Origin of the sequence: Streptomyces sp. NPDC096079, assembly GCF_040303145.1 — a bacterium.
In the GTDB taxonomy this organism is placed as follows: domain Bacteria; phylum Actinomycetota; class Actinomycetes; order Streptomycetales; family Streptomycetaceae; genus Streptomyces.
The window spans coordinates 180940-207856 of record NZ_JBEOST010000012.1; the positions used below are offsets into that span (position 1 = coordinate 180940).

Below are 26917 nucleotides of genomic sequence, written 5' to 3' on the forward strand. Positions count from 1 at the left end.
GGACCGGGTGCGGGGGTCGTGGTGCCTCAGGGGCGGGGGCCGATCGGCCGGAAGGCGAGGCCTGTCGGCGTGTTCAGGCCGGTGAAGGGAAGGGTGGTCTGGCCGCCGCCCGTCTCCTGGACGCGGACCACACGGTTGTCGAAGCCGTCCGCGACGTACAGGCCGCCGCAGCCGTCGAGCGCGAGACCGAGCGGGTCGCTGAGGCCGGTGACGGGGACGGTGGTCTGGCCTCCGCCCGCGCCGATCCTCACCACACGGTTGTTGCCGCTGTCGGCGACGTAGAGATCCCCCGAGGCCCCGAGTGCCAGGCCGGTCGGCTGGGAGAGGCCGGTGGTGGGAACCGTGGACTGGCCGCTGCCGTCCCCCGCCACCCTGACGACCCGGTCGTTCACGAAGTCGGAGACGTACAGGTCCCCTGCGGCGTCCAGCGCCAGCCCCCAGGGGTGCAGCAGCCCCGTGGTCGGTACGAGCGTCTGGGTGCCGTCCGCCAGGGACACCTTGACGACCCGGTCGTTGAAGCTGTCGGCCACGTAGAGATGGCCGGTGCGATCGACGGCCAGCCCCAGCGGACGTGACAGACCGTCGGTGGGCACGGTCGACTGGCCGCTCCCGTCCGCCGCCCTCACGACCACGCGGTTGTTGCCGGTGTCCGCCACGTACAGGCGGCCCGCCGTGTCCCACACGATGCCCGTCGGCCGTACGAGACCCTCGAAGGGCACGGTCGTCTGGTCGCCGCCCTCCGTGGGCAGCGCGACGACCCGGTTGTCGCCGTAGTCGGACACGTACAGGACCCCGCGCCCGGAGGGCCGGCCGTCCTCGGGCCCGGTGGCGCCGGCGGATGCCGTGGGCAGCGGGCACAGCGCCCCCAGACCCGCCGCACCGGCGAGCCGAAGGGCCCACCGGCGCGTGACTCCCCCGTTCGAGGACGCGGACGTCACCGTCGCGGACCTGGCCGTCGTACGTTCCATGACTCCCCATCGGGTCCGAGCGGCCAGTCGACGCCGCACCTGGACCGACCCTAGGAAGGCGCGCCGCCCACCACGGCAACCACGCCGCCCGCCGGCTCCCGCACCACTCCAATGTCCCGGGCCCGCCTCCAGGGACCGCGCCGCTTGCGGTGGCCGCTCGGCGTCGGGAGGATTCGGCACATGTCCAGTTCAGCCGCCACGGGCGTTTTCGAGGTGCAGGAGTTTCGCGATCACGGTCGTGTCGACATCCGCAGCGCGATGGACCCCGTCTCACTCCAAGCCGATCCGCTCCGGAAGGCCGGTTTCAAGCAGGCGCTCGCCTCGGCCGTCCAGAGGGCCACCGTCGGTGTCTTCACCCACGACGTCGAGGTGTCCCTGGTCTGGTTCGTCGAGGAGTCCCGCCGCTACCGGACCCATCTCGTGGCCGATCTCGACAACGTCATGAAGCCCCTTCTCGACGCGGTCACCGGAGCCGACGGCATCATGATCGACGACAATCAGATCCAGTCGATCCGCGCCTCCTGGACGACCCCCGGCCCGCGGTCAGGATTCGAGCTGCAGTTCACAGCGCTGATGCGTGACGAGTACGTGTCCCGAGAGGGGCTCTCCTTCGTCGAGTTCAGCGCGGATCGCTGTTACCTGCTGCCCGGAGTGGACAGAGCCGTTCAATCGGAGTTCGTGGGGGCGTATCGTGCGGCCCTCGAAGCCTACGGGCGGATGCTCGACGAGGGCATCGCCGAGAGCGACGCGCGGGGCGTCCTTCCGCTCGCCCGACCGTTCCCGCGGGCCCGCCTGGGACGGTTCCGGGTGCTTCACCACACCGCTTTCTGACGGTCTCACCACCGCCACGCCCGGCGGCCTCGCGGTGGCGCCTCCGCTTCGAGGTGCGGCCGCGAGGCCGGGGCGTCACGCTGCGGCCAGTGCCAGGGTCGGGGACTGGCGGGCGGCGCGGACCGCCGGGTACAGGCCGGCCACCGAGCCGATCGCGAGGGTCGCGACGAAGCCCGCCCCGGCTGCCCAGGGCGGGACCACCCAGGGCAGTCCGCCGGTGGACGCGTACACGGCCGTCGCGGCGGCGCCCAGGGCCACGCCCGCGAGGCCGCCGAGGCCCGACAGCATCAGGGACTCCGTCACGAACTGGATCCGGATCTGGCCCCGCGTCGCGCCGAGCGAGCGGCGAAGGCCGATCTCGTGGCGCCTCTCGAGGACCGAGATGATCATGGTGTTCGCGACGCCGACCCCACCCACCAGCAGCGCGATCCCGCCCAGCCCGAGGAGCAGCGTGGAGAAGGCGCCCTCGGTCGCCGCCTTCGCCTTCAGCACCTCGGAGGGATCGCTCACCGAGACGTTCTGCGGGTTCTGCGGGTCGATCGTCGGGGCCAGGAGCCGCTGGACCTGGCGGACCGAGGCGTCGGTGGACCGCTCGTACACCGCGGTGGGATGTCCGTCGAAGCCGAGGAACCGCTGTGCGCCCTCCCAGCCGACCAGCGCCGAGCGCTCGATCTCGGGGGCGAGCGGCAGGGGGTCGAGGATGCCGACGACGGTGAAGTACCGGTCGTCGATCCAGACCTGCCGGCCGGGCCGGTCGATGCCCAGCCGTTCCGCGGCGACGTGCCCGAGCACCACGGAGGGGTAGCGGCCGTTGGCCGCGTTCAGCCACGTGCCCGACGCCGTCGTCCCGCGCAGCACGTCGAGCAGTCCCGGGGTCGCCGCCTTCACGGCGATGCCGCCGGTCTCCTCCTCCGGGATCATCTGTGAGCGGCGCACCGTGTGCGGGAGGTCCCCGCTCGCTCCGGCCTCCTGCACGCCCTCGATGCGTCCGACCATGCCGACGGCGTCCTTGGGCAGCTTCACCTCCTGTCCGCTGAACATGCCCTCCCCGGGTTTGGCGACCAGCATGTTCGTGCCGAGGGCGTCGAGGCGTTGGAGCAACTGCGCCTGGCTGGAGGCCGAGATGCCCACCACCGCGATCATCGTCGCGATGCCGATGGCGATCCCGAGCGCCGACAGCACGACCCGCACGGGCCGGCTGCGGAGCCCGGCCGAGCCGACGTGCAGGACGTCGCGCGGGCCCAGCCGGCGGGCGGTGAGCGCGACGGTCCGCTGTTCGGTCGCCCGCGGTGTCGTCCGCTTGCGCCTGCCGGGCATCAGACCACGACCTTTCCCCGGGCCGAGTCCGCGACGACCTTGCCGTCGCGGATCCGGACCGTTCTCGGCAGGCGCTGCGCGATCTCGGTGTCGTGGGTGATGACCGCGATCGTGGCGCCCTCCTGGTTCAGGGCGTGCAGCAGTTCCATGACCGCCTCGCCCGAGGCGGTGTCCAGGGCGCCCGTCGGCTCGTCCGCGAGCAGCAGATCGGGCTGTCCGACGACGGCGCGGGCGATGGCGACGCGCTGTTTCTGGCCGCCGGACAGCTCGTGCGGCCGGTGCCGTGCGCGGTCGGCCAGGCCGACGCGGGCCAGCGCCTCGGCGGCCAGTGCGCGGCGTCGGGCCCGTGGCAGGCCGGAGTAGAGCAGTCCCTCGGCGACGTTGTCCACGGCGGTGACGCCCGGGGCCAGGTGGAAGGCCTGGAAGACGAAGCCGATGTGGCGGGCGCGGAGCGCGGAGAGCCGGCGGTCGGTGAGGGAGGCGACGCGGTGACCCGCGATCGCCACCGTTCCCGCGGTCGGCCGGTCCAGTGTGCCGACGATGTGGAGCAGGGTCGACTTGCCCGAGCCCGAGGGGCCGACGATGCCGACGAGTTCGCCCTCGCCGATCGTCAGGTCGACGCCGTCGAGCGCGCGGACTCCCCCGGCGTACTCCTTGACGACGCCTTCGAGTTCGACGACGGGGACCCGGGTGGTGGCGGGGACCACGACGGCCGGTCGCGTGGTGTCGGTCATCAGGACGGCACCCCGACCTTCGTTCCCTCGCGCAGTCCGTCGCCGCTGATCTCGACCCTGCCCTGGGCGAACATGCCGAGCTCGACCTTGACGTCCCTCGTCGCGCCGTCCTCGACGACCTGGACGCCGAACCCGCCGTCGGGGAGGGCGAGCAGGGCGTTGACGGGTACGGAGAGGACGTCCCGGCGGGTCTCGCCGGTGAGGTCCACGGTGACCGGGGACTGGTCGACGCCCTTGGCCTTGGCCGGGTCGTCGAAGGAGACCGTGATGTCGATCTTCGGGGTCTTGTCCTGCGGGTCGTCGCCCGCCGTGGCGGTCCTGCCGACGGAGGACACCCTGCCCGGCAGGCGGGTTCCGTCCGGCAGCGTGATCCGGACCCGTGTCCCGGTCTTCGCCGAACCGGCCTCCGACGCCGGCACCTTGAAGCTGACGACCCGCTCGGAGCCGGTGACCGTGAGCACCGGGGCGCCGGGGGTGACGCGGTCGCCGGGGGCGATCCGCTCGCCGCCGCCCGCGCCCGTACCGGAGTCGGAGCCGGCGTCCTTGACCCGTACCGCGCTGCCCGCGAAGGCGATCCGGTCGGGGCCGACGGTGCCGGTCTGCTTCAGGTCGTGGGACTTCTGCCAGCGTGTGACCGCGGCGGCGGTCTTCGCCGTGTACTCCTCGTCGACGTCGAAGCCGGTGTACCCGAGGGCCGCGAGGTTCTCCTCCAGCTGCCGCACGTCCCTGCCCTCGTCCCCCGTCTTCAGGGTCCGGTACATGGGCTCGTCCCCGTACATCAGCCGGACGGCCTCGCCGTCGACCTCGTACAGCCGCTCGTCCCGCTCGACGACGGAGCCGGGCGGGGCGAGCCAGGTGAGGGTGCCGCCCGGGCCGCCCGCGTTGATCTTCCGTTCGCCGAGGTGGCCGAGCGTGCCGTCCTGCTGGGAGCTGTCGGCGAGGTCGCCCCGGGCGACGGGGGCCGTGGCGGGCGGGAGTCCCTTGGCGTCGGTGCGGTCGGGCGAGGGTTCCTCCGGGGCGGCCAGTGCGGTGACGGCGACGCCGCCTCCCGCGAGGGCGACGACCGTGAGGAGGGCGAGCCCGAGCCGGCGCCTCCCCAGCGGCCGCCGGTCGCCCGCGTGGGCGTCGGTCGCGCCGCCGCTCATCGGGCCGCGCCTTCGCAGGCCTTGGCGGCCTTGTCGAACTTCTCCTTCTGCGCGCCCTGCGGTATCGGCAGGGCCTGCTGTGCTCCGCCGTCGAACTTCGGGTCGGGCATGTTGAAGCCGTTCTCGCGCATGCACCTCGCGTAGGCGAGTGCCTTGTCCTTGTCGGCCTGTGTCGGCTCCTTGCCGAATCCGGCACCGCCGGCCTTGTCGGCGCACGCCTTGAAGGCCTTCTCCATCTTCTCCTTGGACATGCCGTCGCCGCCGATGGTGAGGCCGACTCCGCTCTCGCCCGGCTTGGGCTCGGGCACGTCGAGCCCCTGCTCGCGCAGGCACTTGCGGTGCTCGAAGGCCTGGTCGGCCTTCTTGCCCTCCTCGTTCACGCTCCCGTCGTCCTTCGCGCCCGGGTCGGTGCCCGAGCAGGCGGTGGCGAACAGGGCGAGGGCGGCGGCCAGCGAGGGCGCCGCGGCGGTCCGGATGATCCGTCGAATCGTCATGCCGCCGAGGCTGCCCCTCGGGGAGGTTTCGCTTCTCTCAACGGTTCCGTTTACATCGGCGAAAGGTCCCTTTCGGATAGACAGGGGCCATGCGCGTACTGGTGGTGGAGGACGAGGCGTTCCTCGCGGAGATGATCGCCGAGGGGCTGCGCCGCGCGGCGCTCGCCGTGGACGTCGCGGCCGACGGCCTGGAGGCGCTGCGGAAACTGCAGCTCGGGGAGTACGACGTCCTCGTCCTGGACCGCGATCTGCCAGGAATGCACGGCGACGACGTGTGCCGTCGGGTGGTCGAGCAGCGGCTGATGACCCGGGTCCTGATGCTGACGGCGGCCGGGACCGTACGCGACCGGGTCGAGGGCCTCGGTCTGGGCGCCGACGACTACCTGACCAAGCCCTTCGCGTACGACGAACTTCTCGCCCGGGTGCTGGCGCTCGGCCGGCGTGCCAGGCCCGCGCTGCCGCCCGTCCTCGAACAGCGCGGGATCGTGCTGGACACGGCACGCCGCCAGGCCAGCCGGGACGGCCGGCACCTGCACCTGTCGCCCAAGGAGTTCGGCGTCCTCGAGGCGCTGCTGCGCGCCGAGGGAGCCGTGGTCAGCGGTGAGGACCTGATCGAGCAGGTCTGGGAGGAGCACACCAGCTACCGCACGAACGCGGTCCGGGTGACGCTCAGCAAGCTGCGGGCCAAGCTCGGCGAGCCGCCGGTGGTGGAGACGGTGCCGGGCGCGGGCTACCGGATCGCGTCGTGAACGGCGTACGAAGGCTCCGCACCCGGCTGCGCCCGCGCGGATCGCGGGCGCCGGATCTCGGCGGACGCTCCGGCCGCCTGTTGCCGTTCCGCAGCGAACGGGCCCGGCTGACGGCCCTCTACACCGGACTGCTCGTGCTCGCCGGCGCGCTTCTCACCGGAGTCGTGTACGTGCTCGTGGAGGAGGGCATGTACTCGTCGATCCGCCTGGCCGTCACCATGGCGGTGCCCGCGCGACGACTGGAAGAGCTGCCGTCCGCCTCGCCGACCGACCTCGCCACCGCGCTGCCGAGTCCCGCTCTCGCGAGTCCCGCGCCCAGCTCGGGCACCGCCCTCCCGGGCGAGGCCGTCGCGATCACGCGGACGCTGAGCGACGCGGCCGAGTCCGCGGCCCTCGACCGCCTCCTGACCGTGTCGGTGACCGTCTTCGTCTGTTACGCGCTGCTGTCCCTCGCGCTGGCGTGGTGGACGGCGGGCCGGGTGCTCCGGCCGATCGCCGTCATCACCGAGACCGCCCGCCGCCTCTCCGGTGAGAACCTGCACGAGAGGATCGCCCTCGACGCGCCACCCGGTGAACTCAAGCGGCTCGCCGACACCTTCGACGGCATGCTCGGCCGCATGGAGCGGCTCGTCTCCGCCCAGCAGCGGTTCGCCGCGAACGCCGCGCACGAGCTGCGCACGCCCCTGGCCGTGCAGCGGGCGGCCGCCGAGATCGGGCTCGGCGGAGATCCCTCCCCCGAGCGGGTGGCGCGCATGCGGTCGAAGCTGATCGAGGTCGCGGACACCAGCGAGCAGATCATCGAGGGGCTGCTGCTCCTCGCGGCCTCCGAGCAGGGTCTCAAGGAACGCCGCCGGGTCGCCGTGGACGAGCTGGCCCGGCAGGTGGGGGCGGCGTTCGCCGACGAGGCGACGGAGCGGGCGGTCCGCGTCACGGTCCGGGCCCTGCCGCTGACCATCGACGGGGATCCCGTACTCCTGGAGCGCCTGCTGCACAATCTGGTCGCGAACGCGGTGCGGCACAACGTCCCCGGGGGCCGGGTACACGTGCGCACCGGCGCGGACGTCGGCATCGAGGTGTCCAACACCGGTCCGGTCGTGCCGTCCGCCACGGTCCCCCTGCTCTTCGAGCCCTTCCGCCGGCTCGGCGAACGCACCCACGCTCCCGGGGAGGGGGCGGGGCTCGGCCTGTCGATCGTCGACGCCGTCGCCCGGGCGCACGGGGCCGAGGCGTCGGCGTCGGCCAACCCGGAGGAGGGCGGCCTGACGGTCCGCGTGGTGTTCCGGCCGGTCACACCGTAAAGGTGAAGGTCAGGGTGAGGGTCGGTGAGGGGACCGGGTGTGGGGGGCGGTCATAGGACCGGGTGCCGGGGTCGGTCATGGGGCCGGGTGTGGGGTCGATCATGGGGCCGGGTGGGGGGGCGGACATGGGGCCGGGCATGGAGGTCGGTCATGGGACCGGGTGGGAGGGGGACGGGTCAGAGGGCGATGAACGGCTCGGTCAGGTGCGGTGTCGCGAGGTGGAGCGCCTCGGCGTTCCGGAGGCGCAGCACGCGCTCCCGTGAGGCCCTGGCCAGCGCGGGGTCCTGCTCGTGGGCGTAGGCCAGTTCCGGGTGGAGCAGCTGGACCGCGTGGACGAGCAGGTCACCGGTGACGGCGACGTGCTCGCGCCGGGAGGAGACGAGCACGCTCTGGTGGCCGGGTGTGTGACCGGGCGTGGCGAGGACGCGCTCGCCGCCGCGCAGTGGGGTCTCGCCGTCGAGGAGCCGGAGCCGACCGGTCTCGCGGAGGGGGTCGATCACGCCGGACCGCAGGTGCGGGTTGATGTCCTCGATCGCGTCGAGTTCGGCCCGCTGCAGGAGGTACTCGGCGTTCGGGAAGAAGGGCCGCGCCCGCGCGCCGCCGACGACGGCCCAGCCCACGTGGTCGGTGTGGAGGTGGGTGAGCACCACGGTATCCACCGCGGACGGTTCGATGCCCGCGGCGGCCAGCGAGGCCGGCAGTTCCCCGGGGACGGGCGCCCAGGAGGCCGCCGGGCCGTCGGCCGGTCCGATGCCCGCGTCGACCAGCGTGACGCCGCGGTCGCTGCGGATCGCGAACGCGCGGAACTGGAGCCACCAGCGCCCGTCGGGGGCGAGGGCCCCGGGATCGAGGCGGTCGGCCGCCGCCCACTGCTCGGTGGTGGCGTCGGGGAACGCCTCCGACCTGGAGGAGAAGAAGGGGCCCGCGGCGTCGGTGAGCGCCGTGACGGTGAAGGGGCCGACCTGGAGGGAGGGGAGCATCCCCCGGATCGTGCCACCGAAGGGTGGCCCAGGGCCAGCAGGTCTCTCCCCCCCCCGGGTGCCGGGCCGCGCGGTGTGCCGGCCGTCTCAGTCGTGGGGTTCGGCCGTCCAGGTGACGCGCGGCGGCACCACCCGCGCGCACACGGGTTCGCCGCAGGCGTCGGTCAGGCCCAGCCGTGCGACGAGCAGTCCGCCGCTGACGGCGGACTCCAGTGCGTGGGCGGGGACGGCGTCGAGCATCAGCTTCGCCCGTCGGAACATGGTGAACGAGCCCTCGTCGTCGACGGCGCCCCAGGACAGATAGACGAAGCGGTTGCCCGGGCGTCCCTGGATGTAGGGGCCCTTCACGTCCGTACCGCCGTCGGACGACGCGACGGCGGTGCACTCCAGTGTCCAGGTGACCCGCGCCGCGTCGCCGGGCTGCGGGTCGAGGAGTTCGGCCGGACGGTCCCGGCGCTGGACCGCCACATGGACGTTCCGGTGGGCGGCGTCGGAGGGGTCCCCTGGCGGGCAGGTGAGGCCGGGCAGCTCCACGGCGTCGATTCGGATGCGCATCCGCCCAGCATCCCAAGGATCCACGCGTTGTCGGTGTCCCGACCGTACGACATGATCGACTGCTGGTTCGGACGTCCCGGACCGGAAGGAGCGCACATCGGCATGGCTACGGACATGGGTATACGGGGGCGTGGGTTACGGCCCGTCCTCGGGCGGCGCGGCCCGGGAAGAGGCTCGCCGCGCTGGTCCGCACTGACCCTGCTGGTCTGCTGGGCGCTGCTGCTCGGCGTCCTCGCCGAGCCCGCCGCGGCGCGGGGCTCGGAGGCCGGGGCCGCCCCTCTGTGCGGCACCCACGCCACGTCCTTCGCCACCGAGAGCGAGCAGGGCGCGCCGGTGTCGGTGCGGCTGGGCTGTGCCAAGGACGCGGGGGGTCTGCGCTCGCTCGCGGTGCACGACGACGACCTGGTCATGGCCGTCGACTTCCTGCCCACCGCCGAGAGTCGCCCGCACGTGCGCGAGTTCATGGCGGCGCTGGTCGACCGGACCCGTGCCGATCAGGCCGCGGGCATGACGCTGGGTGCCTCGTTCACCAAGTGGGCCCGGGAGCACAGTGTCGGGATCTATCCGCCGCAGGAGGGGAGCGGCGACTTCGAGGGCACGGTGCACGCCGTGGAGGACAGCCTCGTGATCGTCGCCGCGACGGACGTCGTCGGCTTCGGTGCGACCCCGATGCAGAAGTTCATCGCCAGCGGCGTCGCGTGGGCGGTCACCGGCCTGGTCTGGGCCGGGTGCATGGCCGCCTTCAACGTCGGCGCGCCCGCCGCCGCTCCGGTGTGCGGCGCCGTCTCCGAGGGACTGGGCACGCTCGTCGGCGAGTTGCTCAACGCCCACTTCGACGACCGGTCGCTCGGCGACGCGGACGTCTGGGCGGGGGCGCTGGCAGCGTCGTTCTGGCCGGCCGTGAAGGGTGCCTTCCAAGGGGCGTTGCTGGCGTGGACCTCGGAGCGCGGTGCCACGGCCATCGCCCAGGTGCAGCAGGCCCTGCGCAACTTCGGGACGAAGGTCAAGTACTTCGGTACGGTCACCACCTACATGGCCGGCGCGATGGCGGGCCTGGCGCCGAAGCTGCTGGCATCGCTGCGAGCGCTGGAGCGGGGTATCGGCAGCACGGGCGCCCCCCTGCGGGTGATGGTGGTGGGCGATTCCATGACCCAGGGCATGGAGGGTGACTGGACGTGGCGGTACCGGCTGTGGGAGTGGTTCCGCGACCAGCACGTCGACGTCGACTTCGTCGGCCCCTACCAGGGCACCAAGCAGCAGGCGGCCCCGACCGGGCCCCCCGCGCCGCCCCGTCTCCAGGGGGAGGTGCTGGAGAACCCCTCGGTCGCGGATCCGCCCGTGACCGGGGCGTACGCGCAGGGCGTGCGGGCGGGTTTCGACAGCGATCACTTCGCCGTGTGGGGGCGGCAGGCCGCCCAGGACAAGGACCTGATCGGGCCGATGGTGGCCCAGTACAAGCCCGACCTGGTGCTGTTCGGCATCGGGTTCAACGACATGGGCTGGCTGGTCAGTGACGCGACGGGCACCTTGGACAGCATGAAGACCCTCGTCGACCGGGCCCGCGCCGCCAAGGGGGACGTCCGTTTCGCCGTGGCGAACGTTCCCATGCGGCCGCTCATCGACGGCCGTCAGGACCTGATCGTCAAGACCAGGCAGTACAACACGATGCTCAAGGACGCGATCCCGTCCTGGAGCACCCCCGCCTCCCCGGTGAAGCTCGTCGACTGGGAGGCGGCGTACGGCTGCGACACGAACACCTGCCCCGCCGGCTACGACGACCTGCATCCCAACGCCCTGGGAGAGTTCCAGATCGCGTCCGCCTTCGAGCGCACGCTCCACGACGCGTACGGCATCGGCCAGTTCGTGCCCGGCATCCCCACCACGATCCCCCGGCGGCCGATCTTCCCCGTGAACAGCCTCGTGGCCGAGCCGGTCCCGAGCGGCGTGAAGGTCACCTGGGCACCGGTCTTCGGCGCGCGCGGGTACACCGTCCGCTACCGCCTCGCGGGCGCGGCGAACTGGAACCAGACCCACGTGTCGACCAACCGCTACGACACGACCTGGACGGAGGACGGCTGGACCTGGGAGTACCAGGTCAACACCGACAACGGCAGCGACGGCGTGTCCGTGTGGTCCGGGACGGTCTCCGCGACCGCGCACCCGGAGACCGCCGCCCCGCCCACGAACGTCTCCACCCGTCCGTCCTCCACCGGCCTCGACGTCTACTGGGACGCGCCGACCGGCGCGCACACGGACAGCATCGACCGGTACGAGATCATCACCTGGGACAAGGACGTGCCGGGTTCCTACATCGACAGCACGGCGGTCAAGGGCACGTCCGCGCAGATCGACGGCCTCGTACCGGGCCACCACTATCTCGTGGCGGTGGCGACCTGGAACCGGGCGGGCGGCGGGATGCCCACCGTGGCCAGGTCCGTGACGGTCGGCGCGGGCGTGCCCCCCGTGCCGACGGACGTGCGGATCCAGTCCCTCGACGCCACGACCGTCCGCCTCACCTGGCAGGGCTCCGCCCAGGCGGCCGGATACCGGGTGTGGGTGCGCAACGCCTCTGCGGGCGGCCCGTTCACGGCGGACCAGTCCACCACCGACACGACCTCGCACGAGATCGCGTTCCTGTTCCCGGGCAACTGGAACTTCGAGTTCTGCGTCTCCGCGTTCAACGGCGCGCTGGAGTCGGGCCGGTCCGGCTGCGTCTCGGTCCCGCTCCCGCCGCCGTCGGCGGGTCTCGCCGGGCGATCCTCCACGGCCGTCGGCCGCTCACCGGATCCCGCGGCGCCGTCCCCTTGGGCAGAAGGGCGTTCGGCCGACCCGGGGCGTGACCTGGTCGCGGCCGCCCCCGGCCGCTGACGCCGAAGTCCCTCCGCCCTGGTGTGCCCGCGGCCCCACCCGGCCCGCGGGCACACCTGCGGAGGGGCCTCGTCGTCGCGCCGCTCCGTGGCCCGGCGCGTACGTGCGCGGGTACGCCCTCGCCTCATCGCCTTCCGGTCGTGCCCCCGGGCAGCAGTGCCTCGGCGGCGACCGCCGCGACGGCTTCGGCGACCGCGGACAGGGCGGGCGAGTCCAGCTTCCACTGCTGCCAGTACAGCGGGACGTCCATGGGGCGGCGTGGGGCGAGCTCCACGAGCCGTCCGGTCCGCAGCAGTGGCGCGGCCTGCGGTTCGGGCACCAGGCCCCAGCCGAGGCCGGCGGCCACCGCGTCGCGGAACCCGTCCGAGGCCGGCACCATGTGCCGGATCCTCCCGGCCCCCGACCGGCCGCGGGTCAGCGCCCGCACGAAGGTGTCCTGGAGTTCGTCGCGCCGGTCGAACACCACCGTGGGCGCCTCGCCCAGGTCCCGGGCCAGGGCTCCGGTCAGGTGCCGGGCCGTGAACTCCGGGGTGGCCACCGCCAGATAGCGGGCCAGGCCGAGGAGCCGTACGGTGCATCCGGCCACCGGGTCGGGCGAGGAGGTGACGGCCGCCATCACCTGTCCCTCGCGCAAGAGGGCGGTGGTGTGGGACTCGTCCTCCCGGTGGAGCTCGAAGCAGACCGGAGGGTCCTGCGGCACCCGCGTGAGCGCGGGCAGGAACCAGGTGGCGAGCGAGTCCGCGTTGACCGCCACCGGGACCCGGGCGGGGCCCTGCTCCGCCGCGAGGCCCAGCTCGGAGCGGGCGTCCCGCTCCAACCGGGCCAGCTGCCGGGCGAACCTGACCACCACCTCGCCGGACTCGGTGGCCCGCACGGGCTTGGTGCGCAGCAGCAGGACCCGGCCGGTGCGCTGTTCCAGGGCCTTGACGCGCTGGCTGACGGCGGATGGGGTCACGTGCAGGGCGGCGGCCGCGGCGTCGAACGTGCCTTCGTCGACCACCGCCAGCAGGGTCCTGACCTGATCCAGGGGAAGCTCATCCATAAGTACGGCTAAGGGTACGTAAGAATCCTTAGCTGTACTCATCGCTCGCCGATTCGTACGGTCGACGTCATGACCAGCACCATCGCCGCCGTGCTCGCCGGATTCGGTACCGGCCTCTCCCTCATCGTGGCCATCGGCGCCCAGAACGCCTTCGTCCTGCGCCAGGGCGTCCGTCGCCACGCCGTCCTCGCGGTCGTGGCCATCTGTGCCGTCTCGGACGCGCTGCTGATCACGCTCGGCGTCGCCGGGGTGGGCGCGGTGGTCACGGCCTGGCCGGCGCTGCTGACCGCGGTCGGTCTGGCGGGTGGGGCGTTCCTGCTCTGCTACGGGTTCCTGGCCGCCCGCAGGGTGCTGCGCCCGGATCCGGCGGCCGCGCTCGCCACCGGCGGCCCGGCCGCCGGTTCGGCCCGGCGGGCGGTCCTGACCTGCCTGGCGATGACGTGGCTGAACCCCCACGTGTACCTGGACACCGTCCTCCTGGTGGGCTCGCTCGCCTCCGACCGGGGCGACCTGCGCTGGGCCTTCGGCGCCGGAGCGGCCCTCGCCAGCCTGGGCTGGTTCTTCGCCCTCGGCTTCGGTGCCCGCCTGCTGTCCGGTGTCCTCTCCCGCCCCCGGGCCTGGCGGGTCCTGGACGGTCTGGTCGCGGTGACCATGCTGGCGATGGGCGCGATGCTCGTCGCGGGGGCGTAGACCGCCACCGCGCGACCCCGGGCGGTGGCGGTCTACGCCCCGCGCCGACCGCTACCGGCGCGGGGCGGGAACGAGGCGCAGGACGCTGTGGAGGACGGCATCGATCGTGTCCTGCGCGGGCTCGTCGCTCACATGGGTGAGCAGGCGGGCCAGGACCCTCAGCAGGTGCGGGGATGCCATCACCCGGGGGTGCAGGAGGGGACGGTAGCCGAACCGGGAGAAGAGGAGGTCGCCCGCGAGGTTCCCCAGCCGGTAGTAGCGCGCCCACCGGCGCTGGATCTCGGCCGGGTAGTGGTGCAGCGCGTGCTCCCGACGCGGTCCGGCGGGCCTGGCGAGTGCCAGGGAGACGATCTCCGCCGCCACCTCGGCGGCCTCCATCGCCTGGGCGATGCCCTCGCCGCTCCACGGGCTGACCATGCCGGCGCTGTCACCGACGAGGAGCAGGCCGCGGCGGTACTGCGGACGCCGGTTCAGTCCCATCGGCAGGGGCGCGCTGCGCAGCGGGGAATCGGCGCTCCCCTCGTGCACGTCCCACTCCTCGGGCAGCCGCGGCAGCCAGTGCTCCAGCGCCGCCCGCAGGTCCACGGGGCGGCGCCGCCGCTGCTGCGGCAGAGCGCCGAGGCCCACGTTGACCCGGCCGTCGCCCATCGGGAACACCCATCCGTAGCCGGGCAGGTCGAGTCCGGTGCGGGGACAGCGCAGGTCGGCCCACAGCTCCAGGTAGGGGTCGTGGGTGCGGGCCTCGCTGCGGTAGTACCGGCGGGCGGCCGCGGCGACGGGCCGCTTCGCGTCCCGTTCGAGCCCGAGGCCCAGGGCCGTACGGGCCGAGGCGCCGTCGGCGGCGACCACCAAGGGGGCCAGGTAGCGCACCGGTTCCGTCCCCGGTCCGCGGGAGGCGGTCACGCCGATGATCTGCCCCGCCCGGTCCGTCAGCGGGCCCGTCACCTTGACGTGGGTGCGCAGGCGCGCCCCGGTCGCGGTCGCGTGCGTGGCGAGCAGCTCGTCGAAGTCGTGCCGGCTCCGGGTGAGCCCGAAGTCGGGAAAGGCGCCCAGGCGCGGCCAGTCCAGCTCCGCACGGTGTCCGCCGCAGACCCAGCGCATCCCCTTGTTCCTCATCCAGCCCGGCGCGTCGATGTCGATGCCCAGGCGCACGAGCTGGTGCACGGCGCGCGGGGTCAGCCCGTCACCGCACACCTTCTCCCGGGGGAAGCCGCTCTTCTCCAGGAGCAGGACGTCCACACCGGCCCGCGCCAGGTGCGCGGCGGCGGCGGAGCCCGCCGGCCCCGCCCCGACCACGATGACCTGGGCCTCCTCGCCACCTACGCCGTCAGCCGCCCCGCGGCCGCCGTCACTGTCGCCACCCTCGTCACTTTTGGTGATCACTCCCCTACTATGCCCCTCGACGGGCGGCCGCAGTCCGCGCGGCGCGACCGATGCCGCCCGTGGTGCGGGCTCATGCTCTGAGCAGCCGCTCCGTCACCTCGCGGTAGGTCCGCAGGGCGAGCCGGAGCTGCTCGGTGTCGGGGGTCTGTCCGTCCGGGTCGCCGTTCGGCCGCCATCCCGCCCGCAGAGCGGTCCGGCGGTCCCGCAGCGACGCGATGAGGTGCCGCTCCACCTCGGCGAGGACCTCGTCCGCCTCGGCGACCGAGGCGCAGGGCGCGTCGACGAACGTCGCGAGCACCTGGTGCAGGCGCTGCCCGAGACGGTCGCGCTCGGCTTCGTCGAGCAGCCGTCCGTCGACGCCCGCTCCGTCCGTGGCGGGCTCGCCGCTCCGGCCGCCGGACAGGGCGCCTTCGAGGGGGCCGTACCCGGGGTCACGCGCGTCGTCCGCCCCGCCCGTCGTGTCCCGTCCGCGCGGCGCGACGGGGGGTACGGAGGGAGCCTCGCTGCGGCTCCCACCGCTCCGGCCCGTGGCACTGGGGTCATCGGACGGAACGGCGGACGGCGGCGCCTGAGGGGGCGTCACCGGCGGCCGGGCGGGCGGCGGGGGGACGGGTGGGCTCGCCTCGGACAGTGGTGCCGGGGAAGGGCCGGTCCGCTGAGCGGGCACGGACACGGGCGCACCCGCGTCGCCGGCAGGCCTCCGGTCCCCTGCGGCACTGTCCGCGCCCGGGCGTGCGGGCCGCCGCCGCGCGCCTCCGTCGTGCTCCCCCGACGGCTCCTCGTTCCGGTTCTCGCCTGCCATCACGCTCCACTTCCCTTCGGTCCCAGCAGGTGCCCACGGCCTCGCCCCGGGCCGGGTCGGACGGCGCGGACGCCGGTCGGACTCCCGGTCTCCATCAGCGCGTCGAACAGCGCACGCGACTCGATCAGTGCCTCCCTCAGCTCCTCGGTGGAGGCCGTCGAGGAGTCCCTCGCACGCCGGAGCGCGCGCAGGCCCCCGACATGGCTCGGATGGTGGACGGACAGGGCGGCGAGCTGCATTTCGCGGTGGTCCGCGTCGGGGAAGCCCTCGGTCGCCGCGACCCGCGCGAGGAGTTCGTCGGCTTCGGCGACGGCTTGCTGCGGCGCGTCGACGAAGCGCTCCTGGAGGAGGGTCCACTGGGCGGCGCATCGCTCGCGGACCGCCGGTTCCAGTGGCAGGGCGCGGATGCACCCGTACGTGTCGAGCCGCTCGCGCAGATCACGGTGCGCCGACTCGGTGTCGCCGCCGTGCCAGGCGAGCGTGCGGTCGTACTCGGCGCCGAAGCGCCGTGCGAGGGGGCTCGCGCTTCTGTCCGTGCCCGAGAGGGCTCGGACCAGGAAACCGGCCGCCACGAGGACGGCGACCGCCGCCGCGAGGACGAGTAGTGCGTTCTGGGTCGACATGACTGCCCTTCTCTCCGTCTCGCGTCTCCTTCCCGGTTATGCCGCGGTCGCCCCGGTCTCCGGGGACGGCTGACGCTCGCTCACCGTGCGGCCGCCCCAGACTCCGTACGGCTCGGACACGCTGACGGCGTGCCGCAGGCACTGGGCCCGCACGGGGCATTGGTCGCACACCGCCTTGGCGGCCCGCTCGCGGTTCACCCGGCTCTCGCCGCGCTCGCCCTCCGGGTGGAAGAACACCTCGGTGCCCAGGCCGCGGCACGCGGCCGCCCTCTCCCAGGCCCACTCGTGCTCCGCCCGCCCGGGGAGGTGTGAAATCTTCGACATGTCAGCCCACTCCTTCGCTCCGGTGGTCGAACGGTTCTCTTCATCGTCTGGCCGCGAAGCCCCGCGTGAAACGTGCCGAGGGCTCGCCCGCTCCGTCGGAGCGTCCTCGCGCGGGGCGCACGCGGTCACTCCGTGTCGACGAAGCTGTACGGCGGCAGGGGTCCGGTCGCCTGGGTCCGGAGATGTGTGTGCTCCTGGTGCAGGCCGCGCAGCGCCTCCTCGAACTCGTGGCGGCGCTCTCGCTCGACCAGGAACGACAGGTCGGCCAGTCGGCCGACGGCCCTCGGTCCGCGGACCACGGCCGTCGCGTGGGCGGCGAGCACGCGCTCCACGAGCGCCGCGTCGGACCTTCCCCGTTCGAACACGGCCCGGGCGACCAGCTCGCCGAAGGTGGCCGTGTCGTGACCGTCGACGCCCGCCGTGCGGCCGGCCGGACGCCGGCTCGTCAGGTGGGGTTCGTCGGCCAGCACCACCTGCCGTACGGCGTCCTCGCCGTGATGCACCGTCACGTGGAACTCGTCCTTGCCGCCGAGCTCTTCCAGCCGGGCCAGGTAGCGGTCGTGGTGCTCCTCCAGGACCGCGGCGACGGTCTCGTCGTCGGGGGAGATCCCTCCGAACCGCAGGGGCAGGACCGCGCCGTCCTTGCCGGCCTCGATCACGACGTGCAGATGCGCCAGCAGATCGCGGCGTTTCGGTACCAGTTCGTTCGGGGCGTCGCTGCACAGGGCCACCAGGTCGCCGCTGCGTACGGCGCGCACGGGCCTGGGCGGGTCGCCCACGCCCTCGATGTCGCCTGAGAGCGTCCGGCCGGCCGGGGCTATGCCGTAGACGTACGTGGTCATCGTTGATCCTCTCGTCCGGTGCGCAGCCGTCTCCGTCCCGTCGGCACGGGTCCTCACGGAGGGCCTCGGGAGCGCCCGGGGCGCCGCGCGGGCGCCCCGGGGCCGGGAGCACGCGTCGGACCGGGTGACGTCGTGGGGGCGGTACGGTGCCGTGGCCCTGTCCGTCTTTCCGGCCGTCCCGCTCCCAAACCGGGCGGGGTTCCCGGTCGGTGACGGACTCTTGCGCCCCGCCCGTGGGAGCGGGTAGATGTCGAGCATGGACATGCCAATTCGGGAGCCCCGCCTCGGCGTGGGCCCACGGTCACGAGTGCGCTCGGTCCGGACCGCTTCCGCACGGCGGGCCGGACCCGTCGCCGTGATCCTGCTCCTCCTGTTGGGCCTCGCCGGAATCCCGGCCGCGGCCGGCGCGACGCCGCCCGACGCCCCCGCCCGCGCGTCCGCGGTGGCGTCGGACGCGAACGGCGCGGCCGTCGCCCAGGCCCGGGCTCGCTGGGGCGACCGGCGGCTCGACGAGGTCACCTTCCTGGGCACCCACAACGCTTTCACCAACTACGAGGACTCCCGCTGGAGTTCGGTCTCCCAGTCGGAGTCGCTGCGTCATCAGCTCGACAACGGGGTACGAGGCCTCAGCCTGGACACCCACTGGTACGAGCGCAGCACCTGGCTCTGCGTCATCAGCTTCGGCAGCGACTGCTACCCGAGCGACGTCTACCTCTGCCACGGCGACTGCAAGACCTTCGCCGGGGCCACGTACGCGCTGCCCCGGCAGTCCTTCCAGAGCAGCATGCAGACCGTGGTGGACTTCCTCGCGGCGAACCCCCAGGAGTTCGTGACCGTCTTCCTGGAGGACTACGTCAGCGCCCAGCAGCTCGGCGACTCGCTCGGCCGGGTACGCGGCCTCGACCAGCTGCTCTTCCGGCCCGACGCGTGGAACGTGCGCCAGCGCGGGTGGCCGGGCATGACCGAACTCGTGGGCTCGGGAAAGCGCCTGCTGATCTTCAGCGACGCACCCGGCCGTGAGCACCTCGGTGTCATGTACGACAAGGACTGGACCGTCAGCAACTTCTGGAGCCTCGGCGACCTCGGCGACGACGTCTCGTGCGTCAGCCGGTGGTCCGACGTGCCGCTGGACCGCCAGGAGCCCGGTTTCCGCCGGCTCTTCACCATGAGCCACCACCGGAACGTACCCACGGTCATCAACGCCGCCCTCGACAACGGGACCAAGCTGCGGGACCGCATCACCGGACGGTGCCGCCCCGCGGCCGGCGGCCGCGACCCGAACTTCGTCTCCGTCGACTTCCATCGGGTGTCCGACAGCAGCGGTCACACACCGGCCTCGATCGTCGCGGAACTGAACGCCCGGAACTGAGGCTCCGCGCGCGCCGTCCAGCGGGATCCGGACACCCGCCGGATCCCGCTGCGGATGCTCGCGGAGCATGATGCGGATACTGTCGATGGGCGCGCCGCGACCGAGGAGGTGCCCCGTGCGGGACGCGGCGACGGCCGCACGCGCGGTCCGCCGTGGAGCGGCCGCCAGGCTGTGACTCGCTGTGACTCCGCATCCCCACCTGGTCAAGGAGCGTGGTCGACGTGGCCCGCAACCGCCGTCTGATCCTCAGCTCGCCGTCCGAGGTCTGGGACCTGTTGTCCGATGGCCATCGCTACGGAGAGTGGGTGACCGGCACCCAACAGGTGCTCGCGGCGGACGCGCACTGGCCGCAGGCGGGGGCGCGCCTGCGCGTCCGGGTCGGCCTGGGCCCCCTCACCCTCGACGACGCGTGCGTCGTCCGCATCTGCGATCCGGGACACCGGCTGGAGCTGGAGGCGAGGGCCCACCCCTTCGGCGCGGCACGCATCGCCATGAACCTGATCCCCTGGGGCGACAACACCCTGTTCATCCTGGACTGGCATCCGCTCCGCGGTCCCGGTACCCGGATGCACGGACTCCCCGTGGACTACGTCGTCGCGGTCCGCAACGGCATGATGCTGACGAAACTGTCACGGATCGCGGTACGCGAGCACAACGCACACGCGGGGTGAAGGCTGAGCACCACGCACTCCCTCGATGTTTAAAGTCGAAGCAACTGCGCACACGCACATCGAGAAGGTGGAAGCCACGGGTGATCCGGTTCCCCCGGTCACCCGTGGCTTTCGAGGTACGAGTGCCCGGCGCATGCGATCGCGAGGGGATTCCCGTGAGACTCGGCTTGGGCCGCCACGGTCACAGGAGACACAGAGTTCTGTCCCGGTGGACACCCCGGGCGGTCGTCCGCCGGAGCCTGGTGCGCCTGACCAGATGGGAGCTCGGCCTGATGGCCTGGGGCGTACGGATGACGCTGCGAAGGGCCCTGCACGGCATGCTCCCCGCGCCGGTGCGGCGCAGGGTGTGAGCCGGCGCGCGGCAGGACCCGGGGAAGGACGAGAGATGAGCACCTGGGAGAAGACCAAGGGGCAGATGGAAGAGGTGGCCGGCAGCGCCATCAGGAAGTCCGCGCACGCCCTGGGCAACGAGAAGATCGCGGCCAAGGGCGGCGCGCTGCAGATGCGCGGCAAGGCCCGGCGGCTGAAGGAGAAGGGGAAGGACACGCTTTCCTGATCCGGCCGGAGAGCCGAAGACGCCGGGGGCCGTCAGCGCCCACCCGTCACACCCATCACACACGTCACTTCACACAACAGAAGGAATCATGGGAATTCTCGCTTGGATCCTCCTCGGGCTGCTCGCGGGCATCATCGCCAAGATGTTGATGCCCGGAAAGGACCCGGGCGGGATCATCATCACCACACTCATCGGCATCGCCGGCGCCCTGCTCGGCGGATGGCTCGGCAAGGTCATCTTCGACGTCGACTCCGTCGACGGATTCTTCGAACTCTCCACCTGGGTCGCCGCCATCGTCGGGTCGCTCATCCTCCTCGCCGTCTACCGCCTGTTCGCACGGCACAGGTGACGCCTCGGCGCACCCGCTCCCACCCGCCGGCCGCCCGTCAGCCGGCGGGTGGGAGCAGGGTTCCCAGAGGACCCAGGTCCAGGTTGAGGTCGTCGAGGGCGTAGCCGTGCTCGGCGCACAGGTCGGTCATGCGGTCGTGGAGGGCCAGGAGGGTGGCTCCGAGTTCCTCCTCCTGTTCGTCGCTGAGGTCACCCGCGTCGACGCGGCGCAGCGCCTGGCGTTCGATCAGCTGCCGCAGGAGTTCGACGAGGGTGAGGACGAGCTTGAGCAGGTCCTCGCCGACGGCGTCGGGATCGGTGCGGACGCGGTGGGCCGGGGGCCCGGTCTCGCCGGGCGCGGCCGGAGGTGCCTGGAGGAGCCGGAAGGCGTGTGCGAGGGGGGCACCGACGGCGTCCGGGTCGGGAGGCCGCGATCGGCCCGTGGGCTCCGGCGTCATGGCCGGCTCCGGAGGGCGAAGGGGACGTCCTCGTTCGTGACGGAGGTGATGAGGGCCCGCAGGGAGATGCGTACGAGGTCGATGTCGGCGATCGACAGCACGATGTCGCCCGTGATGACGACGCCTCCGGCCAGGAGGCGGTCGAGGAGATCGACGAGGGCGACCTGCCTGCCGGGCAGGGGTTCGGATCGTCCGGCGGGGGTCATGATCGTGCACCGGGGCGGCCGGTCGTGTCGGCCGCCTGCGTCGGGGGCATGGCGAAGGAGTAGGGCGCCCAGGGTCCGGTGACCTCGACGCGGATCCCGGGCAGGCCCCGGCCGGCCCGTTCGAGCGCGGTGCGGAAGGCCTCCGCCTCCTCGTCCGGGACGAGATAGGCGTCGTTGAGGACGTTCTCCCCGGACTCGCCCCGGGTGAGCGGACCGGTCTGCGTGGGATGGCGGACGGTGTGGGTGGCATGGAGGGCCGCGGTGGCGGCGATGCGGTCCGCGGCCTGTCGGGCTTGCCGGTAGCGGTCCTCCCGGGCGTGGTGCTGGGCCCGGCGTGCGTGGAGGTAGGCCTTCCCGGGACTCGGAGCGTCCTCCGGCACGGTGTCGTGCGCGGTGGTGGAGCGGACGTCGCCGGCCGTGTCGGGTTCGGCGGCCGCGACATAGACCTTGACTCCGTACTCGGCGTGGCGGGCCAGCAGCGCCAACCGGGCCGAGAAGACGTCCTGCTGCTCGCGCAGGGCTGCCAGGGCGCGTGCGCTGTCCTGGTAGAGAGTGGCCAGCCGGAGGGGCAGGACGACGGTCTGCTCGGTGAGGGCCTGGATGACGTCGTGATGGGCCCGCGCGGTGCTCTCCAGCCAGGCGAGGTCCTCGAACCGGGATCTGAGGGCCTCCTCCCGCCATGGGCCGGCGGGGACCCGGCTGATGACGAACACCGGGCCGGGGGTCTCGGCGCCCTGCGGGTCGAGGAGCGTGCCCTGGGCGTCGAGGAGCGTGACCGGGGCGTCCCCCACGCCGCGCAGACCCGCGAGTGACTCGCCCAGCCGCGGGGCGGGAGCCGCCACGGCGTAGACGTAGGTGAGGGTGGGTTCGCCGTTCACGGTGCGCGCCTCCCCTTCTCGGTGGCCTGGGGCCGAACCGCTTCGGGTGGCTCCGGGCCTTCTGCCGCGCGGTCGCCGGGGGCCGGCTCCAGCCGGTCGCGCAGGGCGTCCAGCTCGGCGCGCAGGCGGCGGTTCTCCTCCGCCAGCTGACCGCCGCTGTGACGGGAGGACAGCGAGGGGTCGTGCTCCCACCAGTCGATGCCCATCTCCTTGGCCTTGTCGACCGACGCGATCAGGATCCGCAGTTTGATGGTCAGCAGCTCGATGTCGAGCAGGTTGATCCGGATGTCCCCGGCGATCACGATGCCCTTGTCCAGGACGCGTTCGAGGATGTCGGCCAGGCTGGCCGACGAGGACGGCGGATACGACATCGGGGTCGCCCTGGACGGCACCGGGGCGATCCGGTGGGCGAGCGGGTCAGTCACGGTGCCCGACCTCCTGGGTCACGGCTGGTTCTGCCGGAATCGTGCGATCTCGTCGAGTCGGTCGAGGAGTTCGTCCTCCTGGCGGTCGAAGCCGGCCTGGTCGATCTCGCCGTCCCGCAGTGCGCGTTCGAGCTCGGCGAGGGCGGCGTACACGGGGGCGGGGTCGTAGTACTCCTCGTTCGCCTGGTCCAGGGCCCGCTGCGCCGCCCAGGTCACGAGCCGCACGGGCAGCAGCGGTGCGGTCAGCAGCTTGGTGAGCATTCCCATGGCTCTTCTTCCTCGGCGCCTACACGAAGCTGTAGGGGGGCAGCGGCCCGTTGAAGCGGAACCGGACGCGCTCCGTCTGATCCGCCAGGCGGGTCTCCGCCCGCAGGAAGGCGTCCTTGTTGTCGTCGTGGACGAGAAGGGAGATGTTGAGGATGTCTCCGTCGGACGGAGCGCGGACGCTGTGGTCCTCCGCGAGGGCGACGAGCGACTCGACCAGGCCGGCGGCCAGGCGTTCCTGTCGCTCCCCCACCTCGGCGGCGACCAGCTCCCCCAGTTCCAGCGGCAACCGGGGATCGGCGTCGCCGGCCTTGATCCGCTCGTTGAGCTGCCGCGCCCGGTCGGATCCGCCCAGGATCTCCCGCAGGAGGGCCTCTTCGTCCTGCGAGGCCTTCACGTGGTGCTCGGCGCAGTTCCGCAACCGTTCCAGCGCCGCCAGATAGCCGTCCGCGTGCTCCAGGAGCACCTCGGACACCGCTCGGTCGTCGGGCGCGGTGTAGCCGAACTGGAGGGGGAGGACCGTTCCGTCCGCGATGAGCCGGTCCTGCACTTCCTGGTGAGCGGTCAGGTCCCGGCGTTTGGGCCGGATCTCCTCGTCGACGTCCGACACGACCGCTCGCAGCCGCCCCGCCGTGATGGCGCGCACCGGCGCGGGATCGGTGCCGACTCCCGTGAGTCCGTCCAGTCGGCACGGGTGCGTGGCCGCGGTGATGGAGTACACGTAGAGAGGCATCGTCTACTCCCTCTCGCGGCGGGCCGTGCGCCGGGCGGGCCGACGCCGCCGGGGAGCCTCTTCCTCTTCCGCCTCTTCCTCGGGCTCTTCCTGTTCCTCCTCGTCGTCGGAGGTGCCGGTGAGGGACTGCGTCACCGCGTCCATGACACCGCCGATGGCACCTTTGGACTTGCCGCGCGCGCCGCTCTCGACGGCGTCGCCGACGACGTCGGTCAACTGGGCGGGAGCCTTCCTGCCGGCTTCCAGGTCGAGCCGGTTGCAGGCCTCCGCGAAGCGGAGGTAGGTGTCGACACTGGCGACGACGATCCGTGCGTCGATCTTCAGGATCTCGATGCCGACCAGGGAGACCCGCACGAACACGTCGATCACCAGGCCGCGGTCCAGGATCAGCTCCAGGACGTCGTAGAGACTGCTCGTGCCTCCGCCGGCACTCCTGCTGAGGTTGCTTCCGCTCTGCGGCACCACGGTCATGGCCGCTTCCCTTCACGGGGCCGGCCCGGTCAGGTCGGCCGGTCGATCATGCCCCGGCTGTACCGCCGGGTGCGCTCGTACGAGATCAGCTCACCCTCCGCGTCCACGGTGACCTTGTAGCTGGCGAGGATGCTGGTGGTGTCCGGGATCCGTTCCAGTTCGAGGACCTCGACCTGGGCCTCCCATCCGTCCTCGATCGGCCGGACGGACGACACCGACTCGGGAACACGTCCCAGCAGCTCCGCGAGCTGTTCCACCGCGGCCCGCATCGCCGCCGCCGCACCGGTGACCTTCCGTCGCGCGGGTGCCTTGCGTGCGGTCTTCTTTCGAGCCACGGCCTTTCGGGCGGTCACCTCTCGGTCCTGCCCTTCCTCCGGCGGAGGACGTCGGCTGCGGCCCGGCTCTGCTGAGGCCATGCGCCTGCTCCCCTCGCGAACTGATCCGTACGCCTGCCCACCCTCGTCCGCGACAAACACCGTGAAAAACATCGGATTTCTACTAACGGAACATTCCATGCATATCTGGCACCGGTCGGAGCAGTCCCCGTAGTAAGAGCGCGAGCGGTGCCGTCCCGTCGTCCGTACCCCTGCGTCCGCCGTGGCGCGGAGTCGCGGCGGCGGTGGCCCGGGCACCAGGTGAAGGGAAGAAGCTCATGGAGGACACGACCAAGATCGCCTTGGCGGCCGCAGTCGCCGGGGGCTACGTACTGGGGCGGGCGAAGAAGGGGCGTCTGGCCTTCTCCCTGATCACGTACGTCGCGGGCCGCCGTCTCGGCCTCGACCCGCGAGAACTCGCGACGCAGGGCCTCAAGAAGCTGAGCGAGATGCCGCAGGTGGAGGAACTCGGCGAGCAGATCAAGGGGGAGGCCCTCGACGCCGGGCGCAAGGCCCTCGTGGCCACCGCGAACCGCCGGATGGCCGGCCTCGCCGACTCCCTGCGCGAACGGACTCTCGCCCTGGAACGGGGCGGCGAGGACGACGAGGACGAGGACGAGGAGTACGACGAAGCCGAGGAGCCCTACGAGGACGAGGCGGAGGAAGAGGAGGAAGAGCCCGAGGAGGAGGACGAACTCGGCCCCGAAGAGCCCGCAGCCGAGGAGGAGCCGGACGAGGAAGAGGAGGAGGCAGAGGAAGAGGAAGAACCGCCGGCTCGACGCCGGACGGCCCGCCGGTCCGGTTCCGCCTCCTCGTCCAAGGCGGCCCCGCGTCGCACCTCGGCCCGCACGTCTCCGGCCAAGAAGGCAGCTCCGGCGAAGAAGGCGGCCCCCGCCAAGAAGGCCGCGCCGGCCAAGAAGGCGGCTCCGGCGAAGAAGGCCGCTCCCGCCAAGAAGGCCTCGACCGCCGGAACGAGGAGTTCGACGCGGAGGACGAGCGCCGGCACGACGGCCAAGCGCTCCACGAGCGGGACGAAGCGCAGCACCCCCGCCAAGAAGACCGCGTCGAGGCCGGCCGCCAAGAAGACCGCGCCGGCCAAGAAGAGCACGCGTGCGTCCGCCTCCAAACCGGCGGCCAAGAAGAGCACCGGCGCCAAGACGGCCGGCCGCAAGTCCACTGCCCGGAGGTGAACCATGGCCACGAATCGTGCGGCCGACGACGGCCAGTCCGGCTTCGACCGGCTGATGGAAGAGGCCTCCGCGTATCTGGCCAGTCAGGCTTATCACCTCGCGGACAAGGCCGTGGACAAGCTGGGCGATCTGACCGACGGCCTCAATGACGTCGCCGAGAACGGCGGGCGGCTCGGGGACCTCGGCGGCCGCCTGCTCCAGGGCGACTCCCCCGTGAAGGCCGTGCTCGGCCAGACGTTCGGCGGACTCAAGGACAAGGTCAAGGACGTGGGCTCCGGGCTGCTCGGCGGCAAGAAGAAGAACCGCAAGGGCGGCGGCAAGTCCATGAACATCGTCGAGTCGATCGACGTGGGCGTGCCGTTGCGCACCGCTTACGACCACTGGACGCAGTACGAGAACTTCAGCGGCTTCGCCAAGGGTGTGCGGAGCGTCTCCCAGGGTGATGACACGACCAGCGACTGGAAGGTCAAGGTCGGCCCGTCCACCCGCAGCTGGAAGGCCACCGTCCAGGAGCAGATCCCGGACGACAGGATCGTCTGGACCTCGGAGGGGGCCAAGGGGACCACACGCGGATGCGTGAGCTTCCACGAGCTGGCGCCGTCCCTCACCAGGATCCTTCTGGTCGTGGAGTACTACCCCTCCGGGCTCTTCGAGAAGACCGGCAACCTCTGGCGGGCCCAGGGACGGCGGATGCGCCTGGACCTGAAGCACTTCGACCGCTACGTCTCCCTGTCCAACGAGGAACCGGACGGCTGGCGCGGGCAGATCGAGGACGGGGAAGTCGTCCGCACGCACGAGGAGGCCCTCGAAGAGGAAGGCGAGGGCGAGGACCGGGGCGAGGAACCGGACGAGGACGAGGAGTACGAGGACTTCGAGGAGGGTGAGGACCAGGAGGAGGAACCCGGCGAAGAGGAAGAGGAGGAGTACGACGCGTACGAGGACGAGGACGAGGACGAGGACGCAGACGACGCCGAGGCCGATGAGGACGAGGAGCCACGTCCCGCGGGGCGCCGTCGCTGAGGAGGACGGCAGCCGGGAGGGCCGACAGCTTTTGCTGTCGGCCCTCCCGGCTGCCGCCGGTCAGTGCTTGAGCGCGTCCTTCGCCTTCTGGGCGGCCTGCTTCGCGTCGCCGAGCGCCTGCTCGGCCCTGCCCTTCGCCTCCAGGCTCTCGTTGCCGACGGCCTTGCCCGTGACCTCCTTCGTCTTGCCCTTGGCGGTCTTGCCCATGTTCTTGGCCTTCTTCCCAGCAGCCATCGCTGTCACCTCCCACGTGAACTATGGGTGCCGCTACCCACAGAGAACGTGCCGAAGCACTCCACGGGCACGCCGCCCCCTAGGGGGTGTTTCGAA

Annotated in this window: 33 protein-coding genes; 11 read left to right on the forward strand and 22 right to left on the reverse strand. The window is 72.4% G+C overall.

What is annotated here, in order from left to right; genetic code table 11:
- Nucleotides 1-26: 26 nt before the first annotated feature.
- On the reverse strand, nt 27-968 hold the full coding sequence (locus ABTY59_RS24200) for an SMP-30/gluconolactonase/LRE family protein (RefSeq protein ID WP_352021096.1): 942 nt from the start codon (nt 966-968) through the stop codon (nt 27-29).
- A gap of 144 nt (nt 969-1112) precedes the next feature.
- Between ABTY59_RS24200 and ABTY59_RS24205 the strand changes: the two genes are divergently transcribed.
- On the forward strand, nt 1113-1799 hold the full coding sequence (locus ABTY59_RS24205; protein WP_352021097.1) for a RusA family crossover junction endodeoxyribonuclease: 687 nt from the start codon (nt 1113-1115) through the stop codon (nt 1797-1799).
- A 75-nt stretch (nt 1800-1874) separates the two neighbouring features.
- Here the strand turns inward: ABTY59_RS24205 and ABTY59_RS24210 are convergent, their stop codons facing one another.
- The 4 genes from ABTY59_RS24210 to ABTY59_RS24225 are packed head-to-tail and all read right to left on the reverse strand — an operon-like array spanning nt 1875 to nt 5489.
- A complete protein-coding gene (locus ABTY59_RS24210; protein ID WP_352021098.1) occupies nt 1875-3116 on the reverse strand; it encodes an ABC transporter permease in 1242 nt (413 codons plus the stop codon).
- A complete protein-coding gene (locus ABTY59_RS24215) occupies nt 3116-3850 on the reverse strand; it encodes an ABC transporter ATP-binding protein (RefSeq protein ID WP_352021099.1) in 735 nt (244 codons plus the stop codon). Before ABTY59_RS24215 ends, ABTY59_RS24210 begins: the two co-directional genes overlap by 1 nt.
- On the reverse strand, nt 3850-4995 hold the full coding sequence (locus ABTY59_RS24220) for a peptidoglycan-binding protein (protein WP_352021100.1): 1146 nt from the start codon (nt 4993-4995) through the stop codon (nt 3850-3852). Before ABTY59_RS24220 ends, ABTY59_RS24215 begins: the two co-directional genes overlap by 1 nt.
- Nucleotides 4992-5489, reverse strand: coding sequence for a hypothetical protein (locus tag ABTY59_RS24225; protein WP_352021101.1), 498 nt, complete (start codon nt 5487-5489; stop codon nt 4992-4994). The genes ABTY59_RS24220 and ABTY59_RS24225 overlap by 4 nt, the downstream gene beginning before the upstream one ends.
- A gap of 89 nt (nt 5490-5578) precedes the next feature.
- Between ABTY59_RS24225 and ABTY59_RS24230 the strand changes: the two genes are divergently transcribed.
- Together ABTY59_RS24230 and ABTY59_RS24235 are read left to right on the forward strand one after the other, a co-directional pair.
- The gene (locus ABTY59_RS24230; protein ID WP_352021102.1) at nt 5579-6238 is read left to right on the forward strand and encodes a response regulator transcription factor; all 660 of its coding nucleotides are present in this window, start codon (nt 5579-5581) and stop codon (nt 6236-6238) included.
- 80 nt (nt 6239-6318) lie between these two features.
- Nucleotides 6319-7536, forward strand: coding sequence for an ATP-binding protein (locus tag ABTY59_RS24235; RefSeq protein ID WP_352021163.1), 1218 nt, complete (start codon nt 6319-6321; stop codon nt 7534-7536).
- A gap of 176 nt (nt 7537-7712) precedes the next feature.
- Here the strand turns inward: ABTY59_RS24235 and ABTY59_RS24240 are convergent, their stop codons facing one another.
- On the reverse strand, nt 7713-8516 hold the full coding sequence (locus ABTY59_RS24240; RefSeq protein WP_352021103.1) for an MBL fold metallo-hydrolase: 804 nt from the start codon (nt 8514-8516) through the stop codon (nt 7713-7715).
- 87 nt (nt 8517-8603) lie between these two features.
- Entirely contained in the window at nt 8604-9071 is a 468-nt protein-coding gene (locus tag ABTY59_RS24245) for a DUF5990 family protein (protein ID WP_352021104.1), read from the reverse strand.
- Nucleotides 9072-9173: 102 nt separating this feature from the next.
- On the opposite strand from ABTY59_RS24245, the gene ABTY59_RS24250 reads away from it, so the two are divergent.
- Entirely contained in the window at nt 9174-11939 is a 2766-nt protein-coding gene (locus ABTY59_RS24250; RefSeq protein WP_352021105.1) for a fibronectin type III domain-containing protein, read from the forward strand.
- 124 nt (nt 11940-12063) lie between these two features.
- Here ABTY59_RS24250 and ABTY59_RS24255 read toward each other — a convergent pair whose 3' ends face one another.
- Complete coding sequence (locus ABTY59_RS24255; RefSeq protein WP_352021106.1) at nt 12064-12981, reverse strand: LysR family transcriptional regulator ArgP; 918 nt, start codon at nt 12979-12981, stop codon at nt 12064-12066.
- Between the two features lie 69 nt (nt 12982-13050).
- Between ABTY59_RS24255 and ABTY59_RS24260 the strand changes: the two genes are divergently transcribed.
- Nucleotides 13051-13671: a LysE/ArgO family amino acid transporter gene (locus ABTY59_RS24260; RefSeq protein WP_352021107.1), complete on the forward strand. Its 621-nt coding sequence runs from the start codon at nt 13051-13053 to the stop codon at nt 13669-13671.
- A 51-nt stretch (nt 13672-13722) separates the two neighbouring features.
- On the opposite strand, the gene ABTY59_RS24265 is transcribed toward ABTY59_RS24260, so the two are convergent.
- The 5 genes from ABTY59_RS24265 to ABTY59_RS24285 form a co-directional block, all read right to left on the reverse strand.
- A complete protein-coding gene (locus ABTY59_RS24265; RefSeq protein ID WP_403535912.1) occupies nt 13723-15054 on the reverse strand; it encodes a geranylgeranyl reductase family protein in 1332 nt (443 codons plus the stop codon).
- 70 nt (nt 15055-15124) lie between these two features.
- Nucleotides 15125-15637, reverse strand: coding sequence for a hypothetical protein (locus tag ABTY59_RS24270; RefSeq protein WP_352021108.1), 513 nt, complete (start codon nt 15635-15637; stop codon nt 15125-15127).
- A 218-nt stretch (nt 15638-15855) separates the two neighbouring features.
- On the reverse strand, nt 15856-16479 hold the full coding sequence (locus tag ABTY59_RS24275; protein ID WP_352021109.1) for a hypothetical protein: 624 nt from the start codon (nt 16477-16479) through the stop codon (nt 15856-15858).
- A gap of 36 nt (nt 16480-16515) precedes the next feature.
- Complete coding sequence (locus tag ABTY59_RS24280; protein ID WP_352021110.1) at nt 16516-16803, reverse strand: WhiB family transcriptional regulator; 288 nt, start codon at nt 16801-16803, stop codon at nt 16516-16518.
- A gap of 125 nt (nt 16804-16928) precedes the next feature.
- On the reverse strand, nt 16929-17645 hold the full coding sequence (locus tag ABTY59_RS24285) for a GvpL/GvpF family gas vesicle protein (protein WP_352021111.1): 717 nt from the start codon (nt 17643-17645) through the stop codon (nt 16929-16931).
- Nucleotides 17646-18000: 355 nt separating this feature from the next.
- On the opposite strand from ABTY59_RS24285, the gene ABTY59_RS24290 reads away from it, so the two are divergent.
- The 4 genes from ABTY59_RS24290 to ABTY59_RS24305 all read left to right on the forward strand — a co-directional run bounded on the left by ABTY59_RS24290 (nt 18001) and on the right by ABTY59_RS24305 (nt 20590).
- Entirely contained in the window at nt 18001-19014 is a 1014-nt protein-coding gene (locus tag ABTY59_RS24290) for a PI-PLC domain-containing protein (RefSeq protein ID WP_352021112.1), read from the forward strand.
- Between the two features lie 221 nt (nt 19015-19235).
- Complete coding sequence (locus ABTY59_RS24295) at nt 19236-19685, forward strand: SRPBCC family protein (RefSeq protein ID WP_352021113.1); 450 nt, start codon at nt 19236-19238, stop codon at nt 19683-19685.
- 385 nt (nt 19686-20070) lie between these two features.
- Complete coding sequence (locus ABTY59_RS24300) at nt 20071-20241, forward strand: hypothetical protein (protein WP_352021114.1); 171 nt, start codon at nt 20071-20073, stop codon at nt 20239-20241.
- An 88-nt stretch (nt 20242-20329) separates the two neighbouring features.
- A complete protein-coding gene (locus tag ABTY59_RS24305) occupies nt 20330-20590 on the forward strand; it encodes a GlsB/YeaQ/YmgE family stress response membrane protein (RefSeq protein ID WP_352021115.1) in 261 nt (86 codons plus the stop codon).
- 37 nt (nt 20591-20627) lie between these two features.
- Here ABTY59_RS24305 and ABTY59_RS24310 read toward each other — a convergent pair whose 3' ends face one another.
- Genes ABTY59_RS24310 through ABTY59_RS24345 form a run of 8 tightly spaced genes read right to left on the reverse strand, consistent with a single transcriptional unit; the run spans nt 20628 to nt 24419 of the window.
- Nucleotides 20628-21026 (reverse strand): gas vesicle protein K, encoded by a 399-nt coding sequence (locus ABTY59_RS24310; protein ID WP_352021116.1) that lies wholly within the window; start codon nt 21024-21026, stop codon nt 20628-20630.
- The gene (locus ABTY59_RS24315) at nt 21023-21232 is read right to left on the reverse strand and encodes a gas vesicle protein (RefSeq protein WP_352021117.1); all 210 of its coding nucleotides are present in this window, start codon (nt 21230-21232) and stop codon (nt 21023-21025) included. The genes ABTY59_RS24310 and ABTY59_RS24315 overlap by 4 nt, the downstream gene beginning before the upstream one ends.
- Nucleotides 21229-22110: a GvpL/GvpF family gas vesicle protein gene (locus ABTY59_RS24320; protein ID WP_352021118.1), complete on the reverse strand. Its 882-nt coding sequence runs from the start codon at nt 22108-22110 to the stop codon at nt 21229-21231. The genes ABTY59_RS24315 and ABTY59_RS24320 overlap by 4 nt, the downstream gene beginning before the upstream one ends.
- Nucleotides 22107-22535 carry a gas vesicle protein gene (locus ABTY59_RS24325; RefSeq protein WP_502995418.1) on the reverse strand — a complete coding sequence of 143 codons (429 nt, stop codon included), beginning with the start codon at nt 22533-22535 and terminating at the stop codon, nt 22107-22109. The genes ABTY59_RS24320 and ABTY59_RS24325 overlap by 4 nt, the downstream gene beginning before the upstream one ends.
- Nucleotides 22536-22553: 18 nt before the next feature.
- Nucleotides 22554-22802 (reverse strand): gas vesicle protein GvpG, encoded by a 249-nt coding sequence (locus ABTY59_RS24330; RefSeq protein ID WP_352021119.1) that lies wholly within the window; start codon nt 22800-22802, stop codon nt 22554-22556.
- Nucleotides 22803-22821: 19 nt separating this feature from the next.
- Nucleotides 22822-23532 (reverse strand): GvpL/GvpF family gas vesicle protein, encoded by a 711-nt coding sequence (locus tag ABTY59_RS24335; RefSeq protein ID WP_352021120.1) that lies wholly within the window; start codon nt 23530-23532, stop codon nt 22822-22824.
- 3 nt (nt 23533-23535) lie between these two features.
- Nucleotides 23536-24003: a gas vesicle structural protein GvpA gene (locus ABTY59_RS24340; RefSeq protein ID WP_352021121.1), complete on the reverse strand. Its 468-nt coding sequence runs from the start codon at nt 24001-24003 to the stop codon at nt 23536-23538.
- Between the two features lie 29 nt (nt 24004-24032).
- Nucleotides 24033-24419, reverse strand: a complete 387-nt coding sequence (locus ABTY59_RS24345; RefSeq protein WP_352021122.1) for a gas vesicle protein GvpO — start codon at nt 24417-24419, stop codon at nt 24033-24035.
- 236 nt (nt 24420-24655) lie between these two features.
- On the opposite strand from ABTY59_RS24345, the gene ABTY59_RS24350 reads away from it, so the two are divergent.
- Nucleotides 24656-25567 carry a histone protein gene (locus ABTY59_RS24350; protein ID WP_352021123.1) on the forward strand — a complete coding sequence of 304 codons (912 nt, stop codon included), beginning with the start codon at nt 24656-24658 and terminating at the stop codon, nt 25565-25567.
- Between the two features lie 3 nt (nt 25568-25570).
- On the forward strand, nt 25571-26587 hold the full coding sequence (locus tag ABTY59_RS24355) for an SRPBCC family protein (RefSeq protein WP_352021124.1): 1017 nt from the start codon (nt 25571-25573) through the stop codon (nt 26585-26587).
- Between the two features lie 60 nt (nt 26588-26647).
- On the opposite strand, the gene ABTY59_RS24360 is transcribed toward ABTY59_RS24355, so the two are convergent.
- The gene (locus ABTY59_RS24360) at nt 26648-26821 is read right to left on the reverse strand and encodes a CsbD family protein (RefSeq protein ID WP_352021125.1); all 174 of its coding nucleotides are present in this window, start codon (nt 26819-26821) and stop codon (nt 26648-26650) included.
- Between the last annotated feature and the right edge of the window lie 96 nt (nt 26822-26917).